The organism is Alteromonas gracilis, assembly GCF_036870955.2.
GTDB classification, from domain to species: Bacteria; Pseudomonadota; Gammaproteobacteria; order Enterobacterales; family Alteromonadaceae; genus Alteromonas; species Alteromonas gracilis_A.
This window is the reverse complement of sequence record NZ_CP145482.2, coordinates 2,428,329-2,443,643: the sequence shown is the minus strand read 5'-3', so window position 1 is coordinate 2,443,643 and position 15,315 is coordinate 2,428,329. Positions and strand designations below refer to the sequence as shown.

Genomic DNA, 15,315 nt, shown 5'->3' with positions numbered 1-15,315 from the left:
TTCTTGCCTTAAAAAAGCAAAAGCCCGACTGTTGTCAGTCAGGCCTTTAAAATTCTTTCTTAACGTTCAGGTTCTTCTTTGAAGCCAATGTTCTCAGCGTGTAGCCCTTTAGGGCCTTGCTGTACTTCGAACGTCACTTCTTGACCCGCTTTCAACGAACGGTACCCTTCCATTTGGATCGTTGAGTAATGTGCAAAAATATCCTCTCCGCCATCCTCTGGTACGATAAACCCAAAACCTTTCGCGTTGTTAAACCATTTAACTTTGCCAACCGCCATACTTCGACTTCCTCTTAATCCTTGAACTCACACGTATATGCCCCCATTATAGAACCAGAGGCACAGTGGCCAGCCCGTATATGAAATTACATACTCAAGGCCACTATCAAAATGTAGATTTTTTAACCATATTATGTCAAGGACAAATGTGAATAAATTTATCCGAAAGTTTGTACACATATCTGTCATGAAACCACTATTATTAAGTTATGAGTAAAGACAACGCTATTAGTATTGAAAAGGAAAAACTGAAAGACGCGCAGCGACAAAAGCCGCAGCCGCCTCCCATGTATAAAGTGTTGTTGAACAATGACGACTACACACCAATGGATTTCGTTATTGAAGTACTCATGCAGTTTTTCAATATGGACGCTGAGAAAGCCAACCAACTTATGCTGACCGTTCATTATCAAGGAAAAGCCGTGTGCGGCATTTTCACTGCTGAGATAGCAGAGACGAAAGTAATGCAGGTTAATCAATATGCACGCAAGCATCAGCACCCGCTGATGTGCACGATGGAGCAGGCATAAGGTATTTTGTAGAGGGCGAGCAATATGTTAAATAAAGAATTAGAACAAACGCTAAATAGTGCGTTTGTATTTGCCAGAGAGCACCGTCACGAGTTTATGACGGTAGAGCACTTGCTGTTGGCACTGCTTGATAACTCAGCTGCTCGAGATGCGCTCAAGGCTTGTGGCGCCGACATAGAAGCGATTAAGAGCGAGCTTCTCTCTTTTGTAAAAGATACTACGCCGCTTATTCTGGATGACCAGTTAAACGATCGGGAAACTCAGCCTACGCTTGGTTTTCAGAGGGTGTTACAACGCGCTGTTTTTCATGTTCAGTCATCTGGTAAAGATGAAGTAACCTATGCAAACGTTCTTGTTGCTATTTTTAGCGAGCAAGAATCGCAAGCGGTTTATATTTTGAAAAAAGCCGATGTGACCCGTCTTGATGTGGTGAATTTTATCAGCCATGGCGTGAGCAAAGCAGACGATGACGAACCAGCTAATCCAGAAGTCTCTGAAGAAGGCGAATCTGGAGAAGAGGGTGGGTCTGCGTTGAGCAAATACGCTACAGATCTAAATCGGTATGCGAAAGACGGTAAGATTGACCCGTTAATTGGCCGTGACTCTGAAGTCGAGCGCACAATTCAGATTTTATGTCGCCGTCGTAAGAACAACCCTCTGCTGGTTGGTGAAGCTGGTGTGGGCAAAACGGCTATTGCCGAAGGGCTAGCGTATCGTATTGTAAATGAAGACGTGCCGGATGTAATTTCAGAAAGTACGGTTTACTCGTTGGATTTGGGCGGCCTTTTGGCAGGTACAAAGTACCGCGGTGACTTTGAAAAACGCTTAAAAGCTATTTTAAAGGAGCTGGGTAAAGACAAGAACGCTATTTTGTTCATAGACGAAATTCATACCATCATTGGAGCAGGCGCTGCATCTGGTGGCGTTATGGATGCGTCAAACTTGCTTAAGCCTAAGTTATCTAGCGGCGAGTTGCGCTGTATCGGTTCTACGACTTATCAAGAGTACCAAGGAATTTTTGAGAAAGACCGTGCGCTTGCTCGTCGTTTCCAAAAGGTAGATGTAACCGAGCCAAGCGTTAGCGACACGACTAAAATTTTGATGGGCCTTAAGAGCCGTTATGAAGAGCACCACAGCGTGCGCTTTACACAAAAGGCGATTCAGGCTGCTGCTGAACTTTCAGCTAAGTACATCAATGAACGTCACCTTCCTGACAAAGCGATTGATGTCATGGATGAAGCTGGGGCTAGCCAGCGCCTATTACCACCTTCAAAGCGCAAGAAAACAATTGGCGTAGGTGATATTGAGCAAATTATTGCCAAAATGGCGCGTATTCCAGAAAAGTCGGTATCGGCGTCTGACAAAGAAGTTCTTAAAAATCTTGGTCGCAACCTTAAAATGGTGGTGTTTGGCCAAGACAAAGCGATAGAGACGCTAAATGACGCAATACTATTGTCTCGTTCTGGTCTAGGCACAGAAACCAAGCCGATAGGGAGTTTCTTGTTTGCAGGCCCTACTGGCGTAGGTAAAACTGAAGTTACCCAACAACTCGCTAAAATCATGGGCGTAGAATTAGTACGCTTTGATATGTCCGAGTATATGGAACGCCATGCTGTGAGCCGTCTAATTGGTGCACCTCCAGGTTATGTGGGTTTTGACCAAGGTGGTCTATTAACTGACGCCGTCATAAAGAACCCGTACTCTGTTGTACTGTTAGATGAAATAGAAAAAGCACATAGCGATATCTACAACATCCTGTTGCAAGTCATGGACCACGGTACACTCACTGACAATAACGGCCGCAAGGTAGACTTTAGAAACGTTGTGTTGGTGATGACCACGAATGCCGGTGTACAAGAGACCGTCCGTAAGTCTATTGGCTTTAAACAGCAAGACCATAGTCATGATGCCATGAGCGAGATCAACAAGGTATTCACGCCTGAATTTAGAAACCGCCTCGACGGGATCATTTGGTTTAACCACCTTGATGCAGAAGTTATTCTTCAAGTCGTAGACAAGTTTATTATTGAACTGCAAGCCCAGCTCGACGCGAAAGGTGTATCCTTTGAAGTCAGCAGTGATGCGAGAGCTTATCTTGCAGAGAAGGGCTACGATAAGGCAATGGGGGCAAGACCTATGGCGAGACTTATCAAAGATGAGCTTAAGAAAGAGTTGGCAAACGAGCTCTTGTTCGGTGAGCTATCTAAAGGTGGCAACGTCAAGGTTGACTGCAAAGATGACAAGTTAACCTTTTCGTATACAGGTGTTGATGCCACGTCAGAAGAGGCTGAGCCAAGCTAATCGCTGTCATTAGATTGAAGATACTTGAAAAAGGGCTGACACAGCCCTTTTTTATTGCTTGTCTATATAAGACAATATGAGTCAGTGATAAAACAATAAAAAAGCCCGGTACTAGACCGGGCTTTTTGCAATGCGTTACCGCTTCAATGGCTCATTATCTTGCGCGATAAACGATACGACCCTTGGTCAAATCGTAAGGAGTCATCTCAACGGTGACCTTATCGCCAGTAAGAATTCGAATATAGTTCTTACGCATTTTACCAGAGATGTGTGCAGTCACTACGTGACCGTTTTCTAGTTCAACGCGGAACATAGTGTTAGGTAGTGTGTCTAGCACAGTACCTTCCATTTCAATACAATCTTCTTTTGCCATGTAAAGCAGTTACCTCAGTAATTCAAAATTTTTGCCGCGCAGACCTTACCCAATCTTGGGTTCAGTGTAAAGAAAATAATGTCTTTTCCACCAAATATGTTGGTGAACTACATTAATTGTATCGCGCGACCTAGTTTATAGTGTGTTTGTAGAAACACGTTGCCACTGATTATCAATAAATTGCTCAAATGGCAGAAATTTGTGTTTGTACGACATTTTTTGACAGCCTTCCACATAATAACCCAAATAGACGTATTGGAAGCCAAGATGTTTAGCTTGTTCTATTTGTTGCAGTATCATCCATGTGCCCAACGATGCGTGTTCCAATTCAGGCTCGAAAAAGGTATAAAGCGCCGATAGAGCATTCGACTGCTCGTTTTCGTCTACCACGTCAGTCACCGCAACAGCGATGAGCTTATCCCCGTCATATGCCTCTAAGAAATGCGTTTTCATCCAGTCGCACAATACGAAGTTATCAAATTGCTCTTTAGATGGCGGGTACATACTTCCATCTGCATGTCTTTGTGTAATATAACGCGCATACAGGGGGGAATAGGATGGGGCTGGTTTGTCAGCAAACTTTACCGAAAACTCTTTGTTCTTGCGTAATATCCGTTTCTGGCTGCGAGAAGGGACAAAATCGGCCACGGGAATGCGCACAGATTTACACGCCTTGCAATTAAGACAATGAGGTCGGTAAATTTGTTCTCCGCTGCGCCGAAAGCCCGCTTGTATTAGCTGTGAGTATTGCCACGCTTGAAAGACACTGTCTTCAGCATAGACCAAGAGCCGCTCTTGCTCATCTGGCAAGTAGCTACAATTAAAGGACTGTGTTATCCCAAACTTCATGGCGTAATAACCTTGGGCTGCCAACGTGCAAGGTAATCAGACGACAATGCACCTTCATCATTTAAAGTGTGGTTGTTACGGTACAGTTTTTCAGTAAATTGACGTCGAGTAATTGCCTTAGCGCCTAATGAACTTAAATGTTCAGTAGGAAGCTGACAGTCTATAAACGCCATATTGTGTTGTTTCATATGCTCAACAAGCGCTAACATCGCGAGTTTTGATGCATTACTCTTGGAATGAAACATAGATTCACCGCAAAAAACCTTACCAATACCCACGCCATAAAGCCCGCCTACCAAGTCGTCACCATCCCACACTTCTACAGAATGCGCGAGACCTAGCGCGTGGAGATGCTTGTAAGCTTCAACCATGTCATCAGTGATCCAGGTTTCGCTAGACATGTCCTCACTGTTCGGGCTCTTTCTAGGAATACTCGAGCACGCTTCAATAACTTCGTCGAATGCATGATTCAATGTAATGGGGTATCGCTGTTTGCGCGCTAGCTTCTTCAAGCTTTTTGACGCAATAAACTCGTCAAGTTCAATGATTGCACGAGGGTCTGGTGACCACCACAACAAAGGCTCTTCATCACTGAACCAAGGAAATATACCTTGAGAGTAAGCGGAAAATAAGCGAGCAGGGCTAAGGTCTGCACCAAAGGCTAATAAGCCGTTTGGTTCATTGAGTGCGGTATCGACGGAAGGGAAGGGCGCGCCTTCTTCAATATAATGTAAAGCGAGCATTTTAAGAAAGGCCCCACTTCAGCGTAGGGCCTTGATAAATTGCGCTAGTCTTATTCAGACGCAAGGCCGTCCAAGAATTTTTCAGCGTCAAGCGCAGCCATACAGCCTGTGCCTGCTGAGGTGATTGCTTGGCGGTAGATATGGTCGCTTACATCACCTGCCGCAAAAACGCCTTCAACACTAGTCTGTGTTGCGTTACCGTTTGTGCCGCTATTAACCACGATGTATCCGTCTTTCATTTCAAGTTGGCCGTCGAATATGTCCGTGTTTGGCTTGTGACCAATTGCGATAAACAATCCCATTACGTCCAGTTCTTCAGTTGCATCGCCGTTGGTGTCTTTAATTCTTATTTTAGACACACCCATGTCGTCACCCATCACTTCGTCTAAAGTGCGATTTAGGTGAAGAACGACATTGCCATTTTCCGCTTTATCACGGAGACGCTGTTCAAGAATTTTTTCACTTCTAAACGTGTCTCTTCTGTGAATCACATGTACTTCTGACGCAATGTTAGAAAGATAAAGTGCTTCTTCAACTGCGGTGTTACCACCACCAACTACGGCAACTTTTTGGTTGCGATAGAAAAATCCGTCGCACGTTGCACAAGCTGATACACCTTTACCCATGAACGCTTGCTCTGATTCCATGCCAAGGTATTTTGCCGATGCGCCAGTAGCAATAATCAGTGCGTCACAGGTATAAGTGCCACTGTCACCGTACAGCGTGTATGGACGCTTAGACAGGTCAGTTTTGTTGATGTGATCGAAAATAATTTCCGTATCAAATTTTTCAGCATGCTTTTGCATACGAACCATTAAATCTGGGCCAGTTAGGCCTTCAGGATCGCCAGGCCAGTTCTCTACTTCCGTAGTGGTAGTAAGCTGCCCGCCTTGTTGTATACCAGTAAGAAGAACCGGTTCTAAATTTGCGCGTGCAGCATAAACTGCTGCTGAATAACCCGCTGGGCCTGAGCCCAAGATAAGTAGACGGACGTGTCTGCTTTCTGCCATTTTCGTCTCCAAATAATTCACCCATCCGGGCTACTTTTGTCAATCTCTTAGAACGCTAAGTGAGGTCATTAATATGTATTTCAACCTTTAACGCCTGCGTTTCTTTTTGTCGTTATATTTTCAAAGGGGGTATGATGCCTTTAAGCGACGAAAATGTCACTCAAAGAGTCATGCTTCTTTTAGTTGTAACTGGCCTCTGTGGTATACTCAAAAGAGGAAATTACTCAGCACAAGTACCGTGAATAAGTCGTTTGATACACTCATGCAAGTGAGGGCGCATAACAAATTAAACTTGTGAAAGGTTGGCAATATCCGCTTCAAAAAATCGTCATATGAATTGACCTAAGCCGCTTGTATAAACGTAAAACCGTATTACAATTTGGAAAGGTGATGACGTGTTTTTTGATAGTTTTAAATAAAAGCACAAATACAGACACGTTAATGATGTATTAACAGCTAGAGGTGAGGCATGTCTCAATCAGTGATGACACTGTTAAAAGATGGTCAGCAGTACATGAAGACATGGCCAGTGAAAAAAGAGCTTTATACGTATTTTCCAGAATGTCGTGTTATTTCAGCTACTAAGTTTGCCATAAAGACTATGCCGCCTGCAGCCATTTTGTCTTGTGCGCTTCTGTTGCAACATCTTGGCAGCGACTATTTACCTCAAACGATTGCGATCGGTGCGTTTTTTCTGAGTTTACCTATGCAAGGGCTTCTGTGGTTGGGGCACCGTTCTGATCAATATTTACCTCCACAGCTGAAAAGCTGGTATCAAGACATCCATGCAAAAATGCGCTCGCAGGGGTGCAATGTATCTTCAGCAAAGTCAAAACCAAAATATAGGGAACTCGCTCAACTGTTAAAGACGGCGTTTAACGATTTAGACAGCGTGTTCACAAAACAGTGGTTTAATTAGAGCATGCTAGCCTAAGCGAGTCTCACGCTTACCAGAACGCTTAACGCACGCTCGTAACTTTTATCAGTTTACCCCTGCCACCTTATTTTCGATCAAAGTACCATTACATTTTTTACAACGATACTGTGCACCTTTTAGTATGTTGTTGTGACGTCGTACGGAAATCGCGTGAACAGCACACAAGCATTGATACTGCACGCTTTTTGTATGTTTGGTTACTTCAAAACGATGGGTAGTGTTTGGCTCGCAGCCGAATACTTGACGCATTACTCCCTGCCATTCTCGTCCGTGGGGTCTTACTTTTCCATATAAACACCATACGATTAAATGGCTCACTTCGTGAGGTATAACGTCGCTTAAAAATGCCTCTGTGTTCTCTTTGAATAAGACAGGATGAAAATTTATGCGATTTTGTTGAAGAAATGCTGTGCCTGCATTTCTCCCTGAACGACGGTACGTAATGGTAGGAGTAGGGAATGAGCGATTAAAAAAGCGTTCAGCCTGTCTGTAACAAGCAAAAACAGCGTCGGCAATGGCACAACGCTGTTGTTCTGTTAGATCTTGAGTGGCGATGTCAGTGTACTCGCAATGCAAAAACTTCGATACATGCAGTTGAAACTGCTTAAGCGCAGTTTCAACTTAGCATTGCTTATTCTACATTGCAGGGAAGACAAAGCACATAGGTTCCCTTAGGGTCGTTAAGTTGGCTTACCATGCTAAATTCACTTAACACGCGCTTAAACTCATTAACCAAGGCTGAATCGGCATGAGCAAACTGCCATTTACCTACAAATGTCATAGCTTGACCAAAGAACTCTTTCCAGAATATCTCTTGAGCAGACAATGTGCGCTGCACATAAAACGTGTCGAAATTCTCTAACTCAGCCAGTTCAGCCGCAGCCGTTACTGCGTCATCTAACGTTCCCAATTGGTCTACAAGGCCTAGTTCAAGGGCATCATTGCCAATCCAAACTCTGCCTTGTGCTACTTTGTCAACGTCGTCTAGAGACATGTCTCTTGCGTTTGAAACCAACGAGAGGAAGTTGCCATAAGTATTTTCAACGTTGCGTTGTAAAATTTGACCAAACTCAGGTGCAAGAGGGCGAACTGCAGAAAAGCCAGCAAGTTCGGTAGAACCAACGCCATCGCTGTGTATACCCAAATAATCAAGCGAATTTTCGTATGTCATAAACATACCAAAAACCCCGATTGAACCTGTGATAGTGCTAGGACTTGCAATAATACGGTCTGCACTAGCAGCAATCCAATAACCACCAGACGCTGCGTAAGTGCTCATAGAGGCAATTACTGGCTTACCAGCACGTTGTAATTCGAGTACTTCTTGACGAATCACTTCAGAAGCAAAAGCACTACCTCCTGGTGAATCTATTTGAAGTACCACCGCTTTTACATTGTCATCAATACGCGCCTTGCGTAGCAGGCGAGCGGTGCTGTCGCCGCCAACTGTACCAAGCCTTTTGATTTCCATCTAAGATAGTTCCTTTCGCAACAACGATAGCGACTTTATCAATTTCGTTCTCAAGCGCAGGCATTGGCGGGTTTACCACCTTAAGATATGTGTTGTAGGCAGTATAATTGATACCAAGTTTGTTCTCGTCTTTACCCACTAATTCGATGAGCTCTTGACGAACTTCTTCACGGGTTTTAAGTGCATCTACCCAGTTATTGTCGAGCGCATACTGCGCAAAATCGCCACCAGCAGCTTCAAATTTCTCAAGAAGTCCATCGAGTGTTTCGTCAAAATTAGTCACGTCAATACCGCGAGCAGCAGCTACATCTTCCTTATACTGCGACCAGTAGCCATCAAGCCATTGCTTTTCAGCCTGCTTTGCTTCTTCTGACATGTCGTTACGCATGATAGGTTCAACGGCAGACTTATACGTCCCAACGCGGAAAATATGCGTGGTGACCTTAAGCTTTTCTAGCATATCTTTAAAGTACATGCCGTAGCGTCCATAGCCTTCAAACATTAGCCCGCCCATAGGGTTTAGGTAAATGTTGTCGGCATGCGCGGCAAGGTAATACTGATCTTGAGAAAAGTAATCGCCGATTGCGTATACAGGCTTGTCAGAGGTTTTAAATTCGTCTATCGCGTTTGCAATGGTGCGTAGTTTATCAAGTCCGCCACCTCTCAAGCCTTGAAGGTCTAGAACAAGCGCTTTGATACGGCGGTCTTTTTGGGCATTTTCTAATACCTTAACGACATCGCGAACGAGTACTTCTGGATTTTCTGGTTCGCTACCAAGAGACTCTTGAATAAACTGTTCGAAAGGGTCAACGCTTTCTTTTTCTATCACCAATTGCCCGTTCAGTGTAAGCAGAAGCGCACTGTCAGCATTAACACTAAGAGGATCATTGTCTTGATTTGCAATAGCGATAATGAGACCGCCAAAAATCAATAAGAAAATGACGTTAAAAAAGAGTTTGCGGGTAAAGTTAAGCACTGTCCACAAGCCAATAAACAAGGATTTCGTCCAACTTCCTTTGGCTGCCATATATCACTACCTTTTATTAATGTATTCAATAAATGTCGTTATTTTTATACAACCACATTCAGCATAGTCTGCGTCAACGGGCTCGCGTCTAATCAAACGTGCGCTAAAAACGACACATGCTTGTATATCACAAGATGTTCATAAACCTTGCCCAGCTTGCCTTGTTATTATGTTACCGAAAACAAATAAGATCGCGAATATAATTGTAATTTTTTGTTACGTTCTTAACGGAACGCTACGTTTATCGCTTTGTTTCAAGCCACTTTGCGACGAGCTGTGCGATGCGTTTGTGATCATCTTCGCTCAACGCGAGCAATAGCTTACCTGACGTCTGTTTGTATCCCGTTTTCTTGTGACCTTTTTGCATTATTCGAGAAAACGGTGAATGCTTGTCTTGTTCAGATGAAATTTTTTTCATGATAAGCCGTTCTCTTTTACTATGAATGACTATAAGGATAACAAAAATGCGACGCCTCTATACACAATGGGTTGAAAGACTTCAGCTGGCTGATGGGATACCCTTGCTATTGCTGCGATTGTACTTAGCGCCAGTAATGATACAAGCTGGTTGGAATAAAGCCTCTAGCTTTGAAGGCATTGTCGACTGGTTTGGGAATGAAGACTATGGTCTAGGTCTACCATTTCCATTCGTTATGGCGTTTTTAGCTACGGCGGCCGAACTTGTAGGCGGGATACTATTATTATTAGGCGCACTAACGCGTTTAGTCAGTATTCCCTTAATGGTAACAATGATCGTTGCCATGGTAAGTGTTCATGGTGAAAATGGCTGGTTGGCTATCGCCGATGCATCTTCTTGGTTGGCTGACGGCACCTTATTACTTAATGAAAGTATCATGGCTGCACCCGAAAAGCTTGCTGCGGCTAAATCGCTGTTACAAGAACACGGGCACTATGAGTGGTTAACATCAAGTGGTAATTTTGTGGTGCTCAACAACGGTATTGAGTTTGCCGCAACGTATTTTGTCATGCTTTTTGTACTATTTGTTTATGGTGGCGGGCGCTATGTCAGCATTGATTATTTTCTAACTAGTGAAAAAGAAAAACGCTAGCTGGTATCGTTAAGCGCAATATCGAAGTTAAAAAGAGACCGGATTTTTCTGGTCTTTTTTGTATCTGAGCCGTAGGATCGAGCAATTATAGTAATGAGCAATTTGCTCGCGTAACGACGATTTAACGCTGGAGACTCCACATGGATGCATTAACGTTATTATTGAACAGAAGCTCCCAACCTCGATTGACTGCGCCTGCACCCAGTGATGATGCGCTTGAAAATATCATGCAATCAGCACTTCGTGCACCGGATCACGCTTGTTTAACGCCATGGCGCTTTATCGTATGTGAAGGGAAGGGCCTCGATAAACTTGGTGCGCTTTACGAGCAGTCTGCAATAGAGAATGGAAAGTCGCAGAAAGAAATTGAAAGGGCTGTTCAATTGCCTCATCGCGCCCCCATGGTTATCGTAGCCATTGCGAAGTATCAAGAACACGAAAAGGTGCCACGGGTAGAGCAAATTGCATCAGCAAGCTGTGGTGTGATGGCAATGCAAATGGCCGCGGTAGCACAAGGCTTTAACGGCATGTGGCGCACGGGTAGCTATGCGCAATGCGATACGGTTAAAAATGGTTTGGGTTTAGCTGAGGAAGATGAAATTGTAGGCTTTCTTTATTTAGGAACACCCGCATTTGAACCAGCGCCTAAGCCGCAACGAAACACAGCAGATTTTTTTGAGCACTGGCGATAGGCCCATTCTTACAACAATTAAAAAGGTTGAGCAAAAACGGCTTATTTACCGTTTTTGCCCTTAAAGCGAAGCGGCTAAAATGTCAGTGTAGCCTTGTATCCCGCGAATTTTCTTATATTGATAACCCTGTCGTTATCCAAAAGCCAATACTGCCCCTTAACACCGTTTAATACCCCAGAAAAACTCGGGTCTTTATCGAGATTCAGCGACTTTATTTTTACGGGATAGTCATTAACAGGGTAGTGAATATCATGGGTAGTGCTTGAAACCTCACTTACGGCTTGCAAGCCTTTTTCTTGTTTCAAGGCTGCAAGTTCATCAGAAATTTTGTCTAGCAGCTCATCTCTTACTTGCAATAAGTCAACGCTATCTGGCTGGCCCTTTAGCATTGTGCGCCAGTTAGTTTTATCAGCAATATGTGATTTACACATCGTCTCCACAAGGCCACTGGTAAGACGGTCTGGTACGCGCAACATTACGGTGGCTTGCGTTGCACCTTGATCCATCCAACGAGGAGAAACACCGTCAGTTATTTGTCGAGTGATACCAACCTTAACTGTCTTAGAGTATTGGCTAGATATACGAAGTGTTCATTGAAGCAGTGAGTTTCACCCCATTCGGGCTCACGACACGTACCTTCATGATAATGACACTTTTCAGGCTTTATGATACAGCTATCGCATTGCGCTAATGAGATAAGGCAAGGATAACAGTACCCCTGATTAAAACTCTTTTTGGTTTTTCTATTACAATGAACACAGTTAATTTCACCGTTATAAGTAAGCGATATTTCGCGACCAATTAGCGCGTTGATATCAACTTCATCATCACCAATGGGCAAGGTGTAATTTACCGTATTATTTATATCTGCATGTGTACGCATTTTGCGTAGTACGCCAGTGTGTGTCGTTGTCACAGTATTACCTATTTTATTCGCTTAGTTCGCCGCGTAAGTCCTTTGTCAGCATCGTACTTACTTGTTCGAAAGATAAATCTTTACTTAATAAATAGTGAAGCTTCGCCAGCGCCGCCTCAGGCGTCATGTCACTTCCTGAGAGCACACCGACTTCTTGAAGGCCGTGTCCTGTTGCATAGCCTCCCATGTTTACCCGCCCGCGCATACATTGGGTACAGTTGAGCACAGGGATTTGACGTGCTTTTGCGTACTTTAATTGTGCGATAAGTTCAGGATTTTGAGGAGCGTTGCCTACACCATAGCTCAGTAAAATAAGCGCGTTGACGGGCTGCTGAAGCGTATTTTTTATGACCTCTGGTGCGATACCTGGGTACAGGCTTACCATACCAATAGGCTGAGCTTTAACGTCTGACACCGTCAAGCTGTTAGAAGGACTGGTGGCTAGTTGACCTGCCTTAACACGAATATTAATACCAGCTTCTAAAAGTGGTGGATAATTAGGCGAATCAAACGCACTAAATCCATCCGCATCTACTTTCCTGCTGCGATTTCCGCGAAGAAGGCGATTGTTGAAAAATAGTCCTACTTCGGCAATAGGGTAGTTAGCCGCCACATAAAGGGCATTAAGTAGATTGACCTGGCCATCAGAACGTAGTTCTGCCAAAGGAATTTGTGAGCCTGTTACAATTACTGGCTTTGACAAATCTTCAAGCATAAAGCTCAGAGCCGACGCGGTGTATGCCATGGTGTCAGTGCCATGTAAAATAATAAAGGCATCGTAGGCATCATAGTTATCGGCAATATCGTCTGCTATGCGTTGCCAATCAGAAGGATTCATATCCGATGAATCGATAAGATTGTCATATTCGTGAAGCGTAAAAAGCGGCATTTCTGGGCGATGAAATTCAGGCATGTTTTTTAGTGTATCTGCCAAGAACCCCGCGGCAGGAACATACCCTTGATTTGAAGGTTTCATGCCAATGGTTCCGCCGGTATAGGCAATGTATATATGTTTGCGCATCAAGTGCCCTTAAGGTTCACAAAGAAACTGATTTGTGTCCGGCATTCTAACAATACTTGATGGATTGTCACCCTTGTATGGCCATTTTTGGTGAAACACAATGACGCTTGCAGGTTTAAATAACAGGCATAAAAAAAGCGGTGTAGTCACCGCTTTTTCTGATTATGTATTATTTAACTTCTTTTCCGGCAGCTTGTTGGTCTGCATGGTAGCTTGAACGTACCATTGGGCCACAAGCGGCATGGGTAAATCCAATTTCTTTCGCGTAATCACCTAGTGCATCAAATTCTTTAGGATGCACATATCGCTTGACAGGATAGTGGTGGCGACTCGGTTGAAGGTATTGACCAAGCGTTAACATATCTACGTCGTGTGCACGTAAGTCACGCAGAACGCCTTCAATTTCTTCGTTTTCCTCACCCATACCCATCATTAAGCCAGATTTCGTCATAACATCAGGATGTTGCGCTTTAAATTTTTTAAGCAGGTCTAAAGACCACTGATAATTCGCGCCTGGTCGACACTCACGATACAAGCGTGGGATAGTTTCAAGGTTGTGGTTGAATACGTCAGGTACGCCATTTTTAAAGATTTCTAATGCACGGTCCATACGGCCACGGAAGTCTGGCACTAGCACCTCAATGGTAGTAGACGGGCTGTGTTCGCGAATGGCGTTGATGCAGTCAACGAAGTGCTGGGCACCGCCATCACGCAGGTCATCACGGTCAACAGAAGTAATAACCACGTAACGCAAGTTCATCTCAGCAATCGTCTTTGCTAGCTTTTCAGGCTCTTCCGCGCTTGGTGGAAGCGGTTTACCGTGAGCAACGTCACAAAATGGGCAGCGTCTGGTACAAATATCACCTAATATCATAAAGGTGGCAGTACCGTGGTTAAAACACTCTGCTAGGTTAGGGCAGCTTGCTTCCTCGCACACTGAGTGCAGCTTGTTCTTGCGAAGCGTTTGCTTGATGTGATCAATTTTTTCCGTTGAACGAGGCAACTTAATCTTGATCCACTCCGGTTTACGCAGCATTTCTTCCTTTTCTGTAGGAATTATCGTAACAGGAATATGTTTTACTTTTTCATCATCACGGAGCTTTACCCCCGCTTGAGGTCGTGCGTTACTCATCAAAACCTTCTTTGTATGTTGATTGGGTAATGGAAAGTGCTGCTAACAATAAGTCAGTTAACTCACTACCCGCGGTTTCTAGCGAAGTAGGCCCGTGAAGTGAAGCGGTATCGATCATCTCCATACCTGCGTAACCACACGGGTTAATTCTCTGAAACGGCGATAAATCCATATTAACATTTAACGCCAAGCCGTGAAATGAGCAGCCATTACGTATTCTTAAGCCTAGAGAGCAAACTTTTTTTCATCAACGTAAACACCAGGCGCGTCGGGCTTTGGATAGGCGTCTAGCTCGTACTTCGCAAGTAGTCCGACCACTGCATCTTCCATGGCCGTGACTAAATGTCGTACACCTAGTTTCCTGCGTCGAATGTTCAGCATGAGATATATAACTTGCTGACCTGGGCCGTGATAGGTGACTTGACCACCTCTATCAACTTGTACAACAGGAATATCACCCGGCATAAGAATATGTTCGGCTTTACCTGCTTGCCCTTGAGTAAAGACAGCGTCGTGCTCAACTAGCCAAATTTCGTCTTGCGTGTTCTCGCTGCGCTGGTCAGTAAATTGCTGCATGGCCTTAAAAATAGGCTCATATGGCTGGCGACCAAGTTGGCGAATAATAACGCTATGCTCTCGGCTGCTTGTAGGCTGCTCGTCCACTTATAATACAACCCTAACTAGTTCAAGTTTCGCTAGCTCTGTGTAAATGGTTTCCATATGCTCTTTACTGGTCACGCGTACGCTAACAGAGACAGAGTGGTAGCTACCTTTACTGCTCGGTTTGACCGTCGGCGAGTAGTCGCCTGGTGCGTGTTGTTGTAAACACGTAACCACTTGTTGAGGTAGGTCTTCATGAGCAACGCCCATGACCTTAAAGGTTTGGTGAGTAGGAAAATCAAGTAGTTCGTCGAAACGGGTATCCATGGCGATATCCTTGGTACTGGTAATCTCATATAAAAAAA

Annotated in this window: 15 protein-coding genes and 3 pseudogenes; 5 read left to right on the top strand and 13 right to left on the bottom strand. The window is 44.2% G+C overall.

Annotated elements, in window-relative coordinates; genetic code table 11:
* Positions 1 to 59 precede the first annotated feature (59 nt).
* Positions 60 to 278 (bottom strand): cold shock domain-containing protein CspD, encoded by a 219-nt coding sequence (gene cspD, locus V6N89_RS11845; protein WP_014949330.1) that lies wholly within the window; start codon positions 276 to 278, stop codon positions 60 to 62.
* Positions 279 to 487: 209 nt separating this feature from the next.
* On the opposite strand from cspD, the gene clpS reads away from it, so the two are divergent.
* The gene (gene clpS, locus V6N89_RS11840; protein ID WP_131092825.1) at positions 488 to 808 is read left to right on the top strand and encodes an ATP-dependent Clp protease adapter ClpS; all 321 of its coding nucleotides are present in this window, start codon (positions 488 to 490) and stop codon (positions 806 to 808) included.
* A 24-nt stretch (positions 809 to 832) separates the two neighbouring features.
* Positions 833 to 3,109 carry an ATP-dependent Clp protease ATP-binding subunit ClpA gene (gene clpA / locus V6N89_RS11835; protein ID WP_346992725.1) on the top strand — a complete coding sequence of 759 codons (2,277 nt, stop codon included), beginning with the start codon at positions 833 to 835 and terminating at the stop codon, positions 3,107 to 3,109.
* A gap of 154 nt (positions 3,110 to 3,263) precedes the next feature.
* On the opposite strand, the gene infA is transcribed toward clpA, so the two are convergent.
* The 4 genes from infA to trxB all read right to left on the bottom strand — a co-directional run bounded on the left by infA (position 3,264) and on the right by trxB (position 6,084).
* Positions 3,264 to 3,482, bottom strand: coding sequence for a translation initiation factor IF-1 (gene infA / locus V6N89_RS11830; RefSeq protein ID WP_014949333.1), 219 nt, complete (start codon positions 3,480 to 3,482; stop codon positions 3,264 to 3,266).
* Positions 3,483 to 3,617: 135 nt separating this feature from the next.
* The gene (locus V6N89_RS11825) at positions 3,618 to 4,331 is read right to left on the bottom strand and encodes an arginyltransferase (protein WP_338517705.1); all 714 of its coding nucleotides are present in this window, start codon (positions 4,329 to 4,331) and stop codon (positions 3,618 to 3,620) included.
* A complete protein-coding gene (aat, locus tag V6N89_RS11820) occupies positions 4,328 to 5,074 on the bottom strand; it encodes a leucyl/phenylalanyl-tRNA--protein transferase (RefSeq protein ID WP_338517704.1) in 747 nt (248 codons plus the stop codon). Before aat ends, V6N89_RS11825 begins: the two co-directional genes overlap by 4 nt.
* A 50-nt stretch (positions 5,075 to 5,124) precedes the next feature.
* Entirely contained in the window at positions 5,125 to 6,084 is a 960-nt protein-coding gene (trxB, locus tag V6N89_RS11815) for a thioredoxin-disulfide reductase (protein WP_338517703.1), read from the bottom strand.
* A 469-nt stretch (positions 6,085 to 6,553) separates the two neighbouring features.
* Between trxB and yfbV the strand changes: the two genes are divergently transcribed.
* Positions 6,554 to 7,003 carry a terminus macrodomain insulation protein YfbV gene (gene yfbV, locus V6N89_RS11810; RefSeq protein WP_338517702.1) on the top strand — a complete coding sequence of 150 codons (450 nt, stop codon included), beginning with the start codon at positions 6,554 to 6,556 and terminating at the stop codon, positions 7,001 to 7,003.
* Positions 7,004 to 7,066: 63 nt separating this feature from the next.
* On the opposite strand, the gene V6N89_RS11805 is transcribed toward yfbV, so the two are convergent.
* From V6N89_RS11805 to V6N89_RS11795, 3 genes and pseudogenes are all read right to left on the bottom strand, one after another.
* Positions 7,067 to 7,597, bottom strand: coding sequence for a SprT family zinc-dependent metalloprotease (locus tag V6N89_RS11805; RefSeq protein ID WP_338517701.1), 531 nt, complete (start codon positions 7,595 to 7,597; stop codon positions 7,067 to 7,069).
* 55 nt (positions 7,598 to 7,652) lie between these two features.
* Positions 7,653 to 9,519 (bottom strand): annotated as a pseudogene (gene sppA, locus V6N89_RS11800) (signal peptide peptidase SppA).
* A 241-nt stretch (positions 9,520 to 9,760) separates the two neighbouring features.
* Positions 9,761 to 9,937: a hypothetical protein gene (locus V6N89_RS11795; RefSeq protein WP_338517700.1), complete on the bottom strand. Its 177-nt coding sequence runs from the start codon at positions 9,935 to 9,937 to the stop codon at positions 9,761 to 9,763.
* A 46-nt stretch (positions 9,938 to 9,983) separates the two neighbouring features.
* On the opposite strand from V6N89_RS11795, the gene V6N89_RS11790 reads away from it, so the two are divergent.
* A complete protein-coding gene (locus V6N89_RS11790; protein WP_338517699.1) occupies positions 9,984 to 10,589 on the top strand; it encodes an HvfX family Cu-binding RiPP maturation protein in 606 nt (201 codons plus the stop codon).
* 140 nt (positions 10,590 to 10,729) lie between these two features.
* Positions 10,730 to 11,281 carry an NAD(P)H nitroreductase gene (locus tag V6N89_RS11785; RefSeq protein WP_338517698.1) on the top strand — a complete coding sequence of 184 codons (552 nt, stop codon included), beginning with the start codon at positions 10,730 to 10,732 and terminating at the stop codon, positions 11,279 to 11,281.
* 74 nt (positions 11,282 to 11,355) lie between these two features.
* Here the strand turns inward: V6N89_RS11785 and V6N89_RS11780 are convergent.
* From V6N89_RS11780 to ybeD, 5 genes and pseudogenes are all read right to left on the bottom strand, one after another.
* Positions 11,356 to 12,197 (bottom strand): annotated as a pseudogene (locus tag V6N89_RS11780) (DUF2797 domain-containing protein).
* Between the two features lie 13 nt (positions 12,198 to 12,210).
* On the bottom strand, positions 12,211 to 13,218 hold the full coding sequence (ansA, locus tag V6N89_RS11775; RefSeq protein WP_346992724.1) for an asparaginase: 1,008 nt from the start codon (positions 13,216 to 13,218) through the stop codon (positions 12,211 to 12,213).
* Positions 13,219 to 13,387: 169 nt separating this feature from the next.
* Positions 13,388 to 14,350 (bottom strand): lipoyl synthase, encoded by a 963-nt coding sequence (gene lipA / locus V6N89_RS11770; protein ID WP_338517697.1) that lies wholly within the window; start codon positions 14,348 to 14,350, stop codon positions 13,388 to 13,390.
* A pseudogene (lipB, locus tag V6N89_RS11765) lies at positions 14,343 to 14,926 on the bottom strand (lipoyl(octanoyl) transferase LipB). The gene lipA and the pseudogene lipB overlap by 8 nt, the downstream one beginning before the upstream one ends.
* Positions 14,927 to 15,013: 87 nt before the next feature.
* Positions 15,014 to 15,277, bottom strand: a complete 264-nt coding sequence (gene ybeD, locus V6N89_RS11760; RefSeq protein ID WP_338517695.1) for a DUF493 family protein YbeD — start codon at positions 15,275 to 15,277, stop codon at positions 15,014 to 15,016.
* Positions 15,278 to 15,315 lie beyond the last annotated feature (38 nt).

What these genes read in the sequence shown, in the direction of transcription:
- cspD (WP_014949330.1), bottom strand. Translation starts at nt 278, where the DNA reads ATGGCGGTTGGCAAAGTTAAATGGTTTAACAACGCGAAAGGTTTTGGG.
- clpS (WP_131092825.1), top strand. Translation starts at nt 488, where the DNA reads ATGAGTAAAGACAACGCTATTAGTATTGAAAAGGAAAAACTGAAAGAC.
- clpA (WP_346992725.1), top strand. Translation starts at nt 833, where the DNA reads ATGTTAAATAAAGAATTAGAACAAACGCTAAATAGTGCGTTTGTATTT.
- infA (WP_014949333.1), bottom strand. Translation starts at nt 3,482, where the DNA reads ATGGCAAAAGAAGATTGTATTGAAATGGAAGGTACTGTGCTAGACACA.
- V6N89_RS11825 (WP_338517705.1), bottom strand. Translation starts at nt 4,331, where the DNA reads ATGAAGTTTGGGATAACACAGTCCTTTAATTGTAGCTACTTGCCAGAT.
- aat (WP_338517704.1), bottom strand. Translation starts at nt 5,074, where the DNA reads ATGCTCGCTTTACATTATATTGAAGAAGGCGCGCCCTTCCCTTCCGTC.
- trxB (WP_338517703.1), bottom strand. Translation starts at nt 6,084, where the DNA reads ATGGCAGAAAGCAGACACGTCCGTCTACTTATCTTGGGCTCAGGCCCA.
- yfbV (WP_338517702.1), top strand. Translation starts at nt 6,554, where the DNA reads ATGTCTCAATCAGTGATGACACTGTTAAAAGATGGTCAGCAGTACATG.
- V6N89_RS11795 (WP_338517700.1), bottom strand. Translation starts at nt 9,937, where the DNA reads ATGAAAAAAATTTCATCTGAACAAGACAAGCATTCACCGTTTTCTCGA.
- V6N89_RS11790 (WP_338517699.1), top strand. Translation starts at nt 9,984, where the DNA reads ATGCGACGCCTCTATACACAATGGGTTGAAAGACTTCAGCTGGCTGAT.
- V6N89_RS11785 (WP_338517698.1), top strand. Translation starts at nt 10,730, where the DNA reads ATGGATGCATTAACGTTATTATTGAACAGAAGCTCCCAACCTCGATTG.
- ansA (WP_346992724.1), bottom strand. Translation starts at nt 13,218, where the DNA reads ATGCGCAAACATATATACATTGCCTATACCGGCGGAACCATTGGCATG.
- lipA (WP_338517697.1), bottom strand. Translation starts at nt 14,350, where the DNA reads ATGAGTAACGCACGACCTCAAGCGGGGGTAAAGCTCCGTGATGATGAA.
- ybeD (WP_338517695.1), bottom strand. Translation starts at nt 15,277, where the DNA reads ATGGATACCCGTTTCGACGAACTACTTGATTTTCCTACTCACCAAACC.